Here is a 6,970-nt window from a genome sequence, read left to right on the forward strand (position 1 = left end):
TAGTGTTTGTGGCCTAGATAACTGCAAGCAAACCAGCAGGTGAAGTGGGGTTCTGGTGACCGGAAAGATGAAGCTGATCGACCGCGTTTCGGCGATCAACTGGAACCGTCTGCAAGACGACAAGGACGCCGAGGTCTGGGACCGGCTGACGGGCAATTTCTGGTTGCCCGAGAAGGTGCCGGTGTCCAACGACCTCCCGTCGTGGGGAACGCTGACCGCCAACGAGAAGCAGCTGACGATGCGGGTGTTCACCGGGCTGACGCTGCTGGACACCATCCAGGGCACCGTGGGCGCGGTCAGCCTCATCCCCGACGCGCTGACCCCGCACGAAGAGGCCGTCTACACCAACATCGCGTTCATGGAGTCGGTGCACGCCAAGAGCTACAGCTCGATCTTCTCCACGCTGTGCTCGACGGCCGAGATCGACGACGCGTTCCGCTGGTCGGAGGAGAACCCCAACCTGCAGCGCAAGGCCGAGATCGTCATGCAGTACTACAAGGGCGACGAACCGCTGAAGCGCAAGGTGGCCTCCACGCTGCTGGAGAGCTTCCTCTTCTACTCCGGGTTCTACCTGCCGATGTACTGGTCGAGCCGGGCCAAGCTGACCAACACCGCCGACATGATCCGGCTCATCATCCGCGACGAGGCCGTGCACGGTTACTACATCGGCTACAAGTTCCAGCGCGGCCTGGCGCTGGAAGATGACGCCAAGCGCGCCGAGCTGAAGGACTACACCTACGAGCTGCTCTTCGAGCTCTACGACAACGAGGTGGAATACACGCAGGACCTCTACGACGAGGTCGGGCTGACCGAGGACGTCAAGAAGTTCCTGCGCTACAACGCCAACAAGGCGCTGATGAACCTCGGCTACGAGGCGCTGTTCCCGCGCGACGAGACCGACGTGAACCCGGCGATCCTCTCGGCGTTGTCGCCCAACGCCGACGAGAACCACGACTTCTTCTCCGGGTCGGGTTCGTCGTATGTGATCGGCAAGGCCGTCAACACCGAGGACGAGGACTGGGACTTCTAATCGGATCGTGAACGCCGCATGAATTGTCGGGGCGCTGCAACCCCGCGCAAGCGCCGCGCCGTGAGACTTATGACGTGACTTCAACCCACGCTAACCACAAGCACGCCAAGTTTCTCCGGTCAGTGATCCGTTGGCTGGACGTCGGGTACCCCCAGGGCGTCCCGGGGCCGGACCAGGTGGCGTTGTTCGCCCTGCTCAAGAGCACGCCGCTGACCCAGGATCAGCTTGAAGAGGTGGTGCACAAGATCACCAAGGGGTCTGACGGCGAAAACCCGATCAACCGCGAAGAGATCGCCGAGTTCATCTCCGAGACGACCCACAAGGACCCCGGGCGCGAGGACATCATTCGGGTGGCCGCGAGGCTGGCCGCCGCTGGTTGGCCGTTGGCCGGCATCGATGTCAGCGAGGTTATTCCCGGTGATGAGGACGGGGAAGCAGCCGAAGAGATTGCGGCACGCGATTCGTCACAAGCTTGAGATATCAATCACGAAGCGGTAGCGCACGTCGCTGGCGAGCACGCGCTCGTAGGCCTCATTGATGTAGTCGGGCTCGATGAGCTCGATCTCGGGCGTGACATCGTGCTCGGCGCAGAAGGCCAGCATCTCCTGCGTCTCGGCGATCCCGCCTATATTCGACCCGGACAGGCTGCGCCGCGCCAGGGCCAGCGGGAACGCCGGCACCTCCATGGGGTGCTCCGGGATGCCCAGCTCGACCAGCGTCCCGTCGACGTCCAGCAGGTTGAGGTAGTCGCCGAGGTTCAGGTTGGCCGACACGGTGTTGAGGATCAGGTCGAAGCTGCCGCGCAACTTGACGAAGGTGTCGGGATCGGCCGTCGCGTAATAGTGGCTCGCGCCCAGGCGCAGTCCGTCTTCCATCTTCTTCAGCGACTGCGACAGCACCGTCACCTCGGCGCCCATCGCCGCGCCCAGCTTGACGCCCATGTGGCCCAGCCCGCCCAGGCCTATGATCGCCAGGCGGATGTTCTCGCCGGCTTTCCAGTGCCGCAGCGGCGAGAACAGCGTGATGCCGGCGCACAGCAACGGCGCCGCCTTGTCCAGCGGCAACGAGTCGGGGATGCGCACGGCGAAGTTCTCGTCGACGACGACCGCCTGGCTGTAGCCGCCCTGTGTCGGCGTGCCGTCTTTGTCGATGGAGTTGTAGGTGAAGGTCGCGCCCGGCTTGCAGTACTGCTCGAGCCCGGCCTTACAGCTGCTGCACTGGCCGCAGGAGTTCACCATGCAGCCCACGCCGACGTGGTCGCCCACCTTGTGCTTGGTGACGTCGGAGCCGACCGCGGTGACCACACCGGCGATCTCGTGGCCCGGGACCACGGGGTAATTCGGTTGACCCCATTCGCCTTTGACGGTGTGGATGTCCGAGTGGCAGATCCCGGCGTACTTGATGTCGATGGCGACGTCGTGCGGGCCGGGGTCGCGACGGTCGATGGTGGTCTTGGTCAGCGGTTCAGTCGCCGAGGTGGCGGCGTACGCCGAAACTGTGCTCATGAATATCCCTCTTTGATTTCGATGCGTCATCAAGAAGTTTAGCTAAGGTAATGTTCTCGGGCCACTGGGCCGGGTGGCACACCCGAATGCCAGCTTATGACGATGCGTGCCCGGCGGCCGCGCGGGCGGCTAGTTGATCGCGGCGTTGACCAGGCGCAGGTCGTCGACGATGCCACGGGCGGCGATCAGGCCCTCGCCGGTTTGCCACACCTCGTCGTTGACGACGTAGACCCGGTTGTCGTGATTGGCGGACAGCTTGCGCCACGGGTCGCTGTCCAGGACGGCGGCGGCCCGATCCGCGGCGGCCGGCGTGGCGCACGACACGTAGACGACGTCGGCGTCGGCGGCTGAAAGATCCGGATTCTTCGCGAGGTCGGCGTCGGTGGCGCCGATCTCGATGTAGGCCTTGTCGGTGAACCGCTGGGCGGCCGGCCGGTCCACCCCGACCGCGCCGAGCACACTGGCGGGGAAGTTGTTGGCCCCGTACACCCGGATCGTGGTGGTGGTCAGCTGCACGATCGACGCCTGGAAGTGGGACGCGTCATGCGTCGCCCCGATCTGGGTGGCCCGCTGCGTGAAGCCGTTGATCAGCGCGTCGACGGCGGCGGCGCGCGCCGTGGCGGCGCCGACACCACGCAGGTTGTCCTGCCAGGCCGCGCCGGGCGCGGCCGTGAACACGGTCGGGGCGATCGCGGCGAGGCGCGGGTACAGCCTGGGGGTCAGGCCTTGCGACCCCAGGATCAGGTCGGGGTGGGCCGCGGCGATGCCGGCCAGGTCGGGGTTAGTGCGGGTGCCGACGCCGGGCAGGCCGTGCACCGCGTTGCCCAGATACGAGGGCTGGCTCGACGAGCCGTCCGGCAGCGCGGCGGCGACCACCCGCGATTGCAGGCCAAGCGCGCACAGGGCGTCGAGCTGGTCACCGGAGAGCACCACGATGCGCCGTGCGTCGGCAGGGACCGCGACCGTGTCGGGGGTGACGCCCGCGGCGTTGCGGGCCTGTCGTGTCGGCGACCCCGGATCGGCCGCCGCGGCATCACGCGCGCACGACTCGTCGGGCTTGCGATCGTTGCCCAGCACCCCGGCCCCCGCGATCTGGGTGGTGGGCGTGACCAGCGACCGGGTCGACGCGTTGGGCGCGGATCCCGATCCGCAACCGCCGCATGTCACGACCAACGCCGCTGCTATCGAGACGGCGACGGCCGCGATCGATTGCCTCCCGAGCACGCGTCCGACGCTAACATCCGGCGACTTCGGAGCCGATTACGACAGTTTGTAGGACCAACCCTGACGGCGAGTTCTTCGGGGGCTAAGATTCGGAGTCAATACTGGGTTCGGGCCCTGTCCGATACGGATGTTTGGAGGAGCTGTTGACAGCCGAAGCCCCCCCGTTGGGAGAACTCGAGGCCGTCCGTCCGTACCCGGCCCGGACCGGTCCCAAAGGGACCCTCGTCTACAAGCTGATCACCACCACCGATCACAAGATGATCGGCATCATGTACTGCGTCGCCTGCTTCATTTTCTTCTTCCTGGGCGGCCTGCTGGCCCTGCTCATGCGCACCGAGTTGGCGGCGCCGGGCCTGCAGTTCCTGTCGAACGAACAGTTCAACCAGCTGTTCACCATGCACGGCACGATCATGCTGCTGTTCTACGCGACCCCGATCGTGTTCGGGTTCGCCAACCTGGTGCTGCCGCTGCAGATCGGCGCGCCCGACGTCGCCTTCCCGCGGCTGAACGCGCTTTCGTTCTGGTTGTTCTTATTTGGCGCCACCATGGGGGCGGCCGGCTTCATCACCCCGGGCGGGGCCGCCGACTTCGGCTGGACCGCCTACACCCCGCTGACCGACGCCATCCACTCGCCCGGCCCCGGCGGCGACCTGTGGATCATGGGTCTGATCGTCGCCGGTCTGGGGACCATCCTCGGCGGGGTCAACATGATCACCACGGTGGTCTGCATGCGCGCGCCCGGCATGACGATGTTCCGGATGCCGATCTTCACCTGGAACATCCTGGTGACGTCGATCCTGGTGCTGATCGCGTTCCCGTTGCTCACCGCGGCGCTGTTCGGCCTGGCCGCCGACCGCCACCTGGGGGCGCACGTCTACGACGCGGCCAACGGCGGAGTCCTGTTGTGGCAGCACCTGTTCTGGTTCTTCGGCCATCCCGAGGTGTACATCATCGCGCTGCCGTTCTTCGGGATCGTCAGCGAGGTGATCCCGGTGTTCTCGCGCAAGCCGATCTTCGGTTACACCACGCTGGTGTACGCGACGCTGTCGATCGCCGCGCTGTCGGTCGCGGTGTGGGCGCACCACATGTTCGCCACCGGAGCCGTTCTGCTGCCGTTCTTTTCGTTCATGACGTATCTGATCGCGGTGCCGACCGGGATCAAGTTCTTCAACTGGATCGGCACAATGTGGAAAGGCCAGTTGACCTTTGAGACGCCGATGCTGTTCTCGGTGGGCTTCATGGTGACCTTCCTGCTGGGTGGTCTGACCGGCGTGCTGCTGGCCAGCCCGCCGCTGGACTTCCATGTGACCGACACCTATTTCGTGGTCGCGCACTTCCACTACGTGCTGTTCGGCACCATCGTGTTCTCCACCTTCGCCGGCATCTACTTCTGGTTCCCGAAGATGACCGGCCGGCTGCTCGACGAGCGGCTGGGCAAGCTGCACTTCTGGTTGACGTTCATCGGTTTTCACGTGACGTTCCTCGTGCAGCACTGGTTGGGCGACATGGGCATGCCGCGCCGTTACGCCGATTACCTGCCCACCGACGGCTTCCAGCCGTACAACGTCGTCTCGACGATCGGCGCCTTCATCCTGGGCGCGTCGATGTTCCCGTTCGTGTGGAACGTGTTCAAGAGCTGGCGCTACGGCGAAGTCGTGACCGTGGACGACCCGTGGGGCTACGGCAACTCGCTGGAGTGGGCGACCAGCTGCCCGCCGCCGCGGCACAACTTCACCGAGCTGCCCCGGATCCGTTCGGAGCGCCCGGCATTCGAGCTGCACTACCCGCACATGGTGGAGCGGCTGCGCGCCGAGGCGCACGTGGGCAGGGCGCACGGGCCGTCGGACAAGGACGTCACCAGGCTGGACGACGTCCAGGTTCGCAGCTGATGACCTGATAGGCGGCTATCGCGAGTGAGCACACCGAAGGTGTCGGTGCTGATCACCGTCACCGGAGTGGACCAGCCGGGCGTCACGTCGGCCCTCTTCGAGGTGCTGTCACGGCACGGAGTCGATCTGCTCAACGTCGAACAGGTGGTGATACGGCGCCGCCTGACGTTGGGGGTGCTGATGTCTTGCCCGCCCGAAGTCGCCGACGGCGGCGTGCTGCGGCATGACGTTGAATCCGCCATCCGCGCAATGGGTCTGGACGTCAGCATCGAACCCAGCGACGACGTGCCCATCATCCGGGAACCGTCGACCCACACCATCTTCGTGCTCGGCCGGCCGATCACGGCTCGCGCGTTCGGGGCGGTGGCCCGGGAGGTGGCGGCGCTGGGCGTCAACATCGACCTGATCCGCGGCGTCTCGGACTACCCGGTGACCGGCCTGGAGCTGCGGGTCTCCGTGCCGCCGGGGGCCGATGGTTCGCTGCGCAACGCGCTGACGCGGGTGGCCGGCGACGAGGGCGTCGACGTCGCGGTCGAGGACTTCAGCCTGGAACGGCGCGCCAAACGGCTCGTCGTCTTCGACGTCGATTCGACGCTGGTGCAGGGCGAGGTCATCGAGATGCTGGCGGCCCGGGCGGGCGCGCAGGGCGCCGTCGCCGCCATCACCGAGGCGGCGATGCGCGGCGAGCTGGATTTCGCGCAGTCGCTCGAGCAGCGGGTGGCGACACTGGCCGGCCTGCCGGCCACCGTGATCGACGAGGTGGCCGATCAGCTGGAACTGATGCCCGGCGCCCGGACCACGCTGCGAACGTTGCGGCGCTTGGGTTTTCACTGCGGCGTGGTCTCCGGAGGGTTCCGGCGAATCATCGAACCGCTGGCGAAAGAGCTGATGCTGGACTACGTCGCCGCCAACGAGCTGGAGATCGTCGACGGGACGCTCACCGGCCGGGTCGTCGGGCCGATCATCGATCGGGCCGGCAAGGCCCAGGCCCTTCGGGAATTCGCCGCGCAGGCCGGGGTGACGATGGCCCAGACCGTCGCCGTCGGCGACGGCGCAAACGACATCGACATGCTGGCCGCGGCCGGGCTGGGTGTGGCGTTCAACGCCAAGCCGGCGTTGCGTGCGGTCGCCGACGCGTCGCTGAGCCACCCCTACCTCGATACGGTCCTGTTCCTCCTGGGCGTGACCCGAGGCGAGATCGAGGCCGCCGACGCGATCGACGGCCAGGTGCGCCGGGTGGAGATCCCGCCGGACTAGGGGTCCCGAGTAGACGCAAAAGCCCCCATTTCGCGACGAAATGGGGGCATTTGCGTCTGGTCGCG

At 66.3% G+C, this 6,970-nt stretch carries 6 protein-coding genes; 4 read left to right on the top strand and 2 right to left on the bottom strand.

The window, feature by feature from the left end:
* The first annotated feature begins 55 nt into the window (after positions 1 to 55).
* Together nrdF and JWP83_RS16500 are read left to right on the top strand one after the other, a co-directional pair.
* Entirely contained in the window at positions 56 to 1,030 is a 975-nt protein-coding gene (nrdF, locus tag JWP83_RS16495) for a class 1b ribonucleoside-diphosphate reductase subunit beta (protein ID WP_297731861.1), read from the top strand.
* A gap of 74 nt (positions 1,031 to 1,104) precedes the next feature.
* Entirely contained in the window at positions 1,105 to 1,506 is a 402-nt protein-coding gene (locus tag JWP83_RS16500; protein WP_297731863.1) for a DUF3349 domain-containing protein, read from the top strand.
* Here the strand turns inward: JWP83_RS16500 and JWP83_RS16505 are convergent.
* Complete coding sequence (locus tag JWP83_RS16505; protein WP_297731865.1) at positions 1,495 to 2,535, bottom strand: NAD(P)-dependent alcohol dehydrogenase; 1,041 nt, start codon at positions 2,533 to 2,535, stop codon at positions 1,495 to 1,497. The two genes, JWP83_RS16500 and JWP83_RS16505, sit on opposite strands and share 12 nt — an antisense overlap.
* 129 nt (positions 2,536 to 2,664) lie before the next feature.
* A complete protein-coding gene (locus JWP83_RS16510) occupies positions 2,665 to 3,741 on the bottom strand; it encodes an iron-siderophore ABC transporter substrate-binding protein (protein WP_297731888.1) in 1,077 nt (358 codons plus the stop codon).
* A 161-nt stretch (positions 3,742 to 3,902) separates the two neighbouring features.
* Between JWP83_RS16510 and ctaD the strand changes: the two genes are divergently transcribed.
* Positions 3,903 to 5,648 carry a cytochrome c oxidase subunit I gene (gene ctaD / locus JWP83_RS16515; protein ID WP_297731868.1) on the top strand — a complete coding sequence of 582 codons (1,746 nt, stop codon included), beginning with the start codon at positions 3,903 to 3,905 and terminating at the stop codon, positions 5,646 to 5,648.
* A gap of 24 nt (positions 5,649 to 5,672) precedes the next feature.
* On the top strand, positions 5,673 to 6,905 hold the full coding sequence (serB, locus tag JWP83_RS16520; RefSeq protein ID WP_297731873.1) for a phosphoserine phosphatase SerB: 1,233 nt from the start codon (positions 5,673 to 5,675) through the stop codon (positions 6,903 to 6,905).
* Positions 6,906 to 6,970 lie beyond the last annotated feature (65 nt).

It is taken from the genome of Mycobacterium sp. (genome assembly GCF_025965855.1).
Taxonomy (GTDB): Bacteria; Actinomycetota; Actinomycetes; order Mycobacteriales; family Mycobacteriaceae; genus Mycobacterium.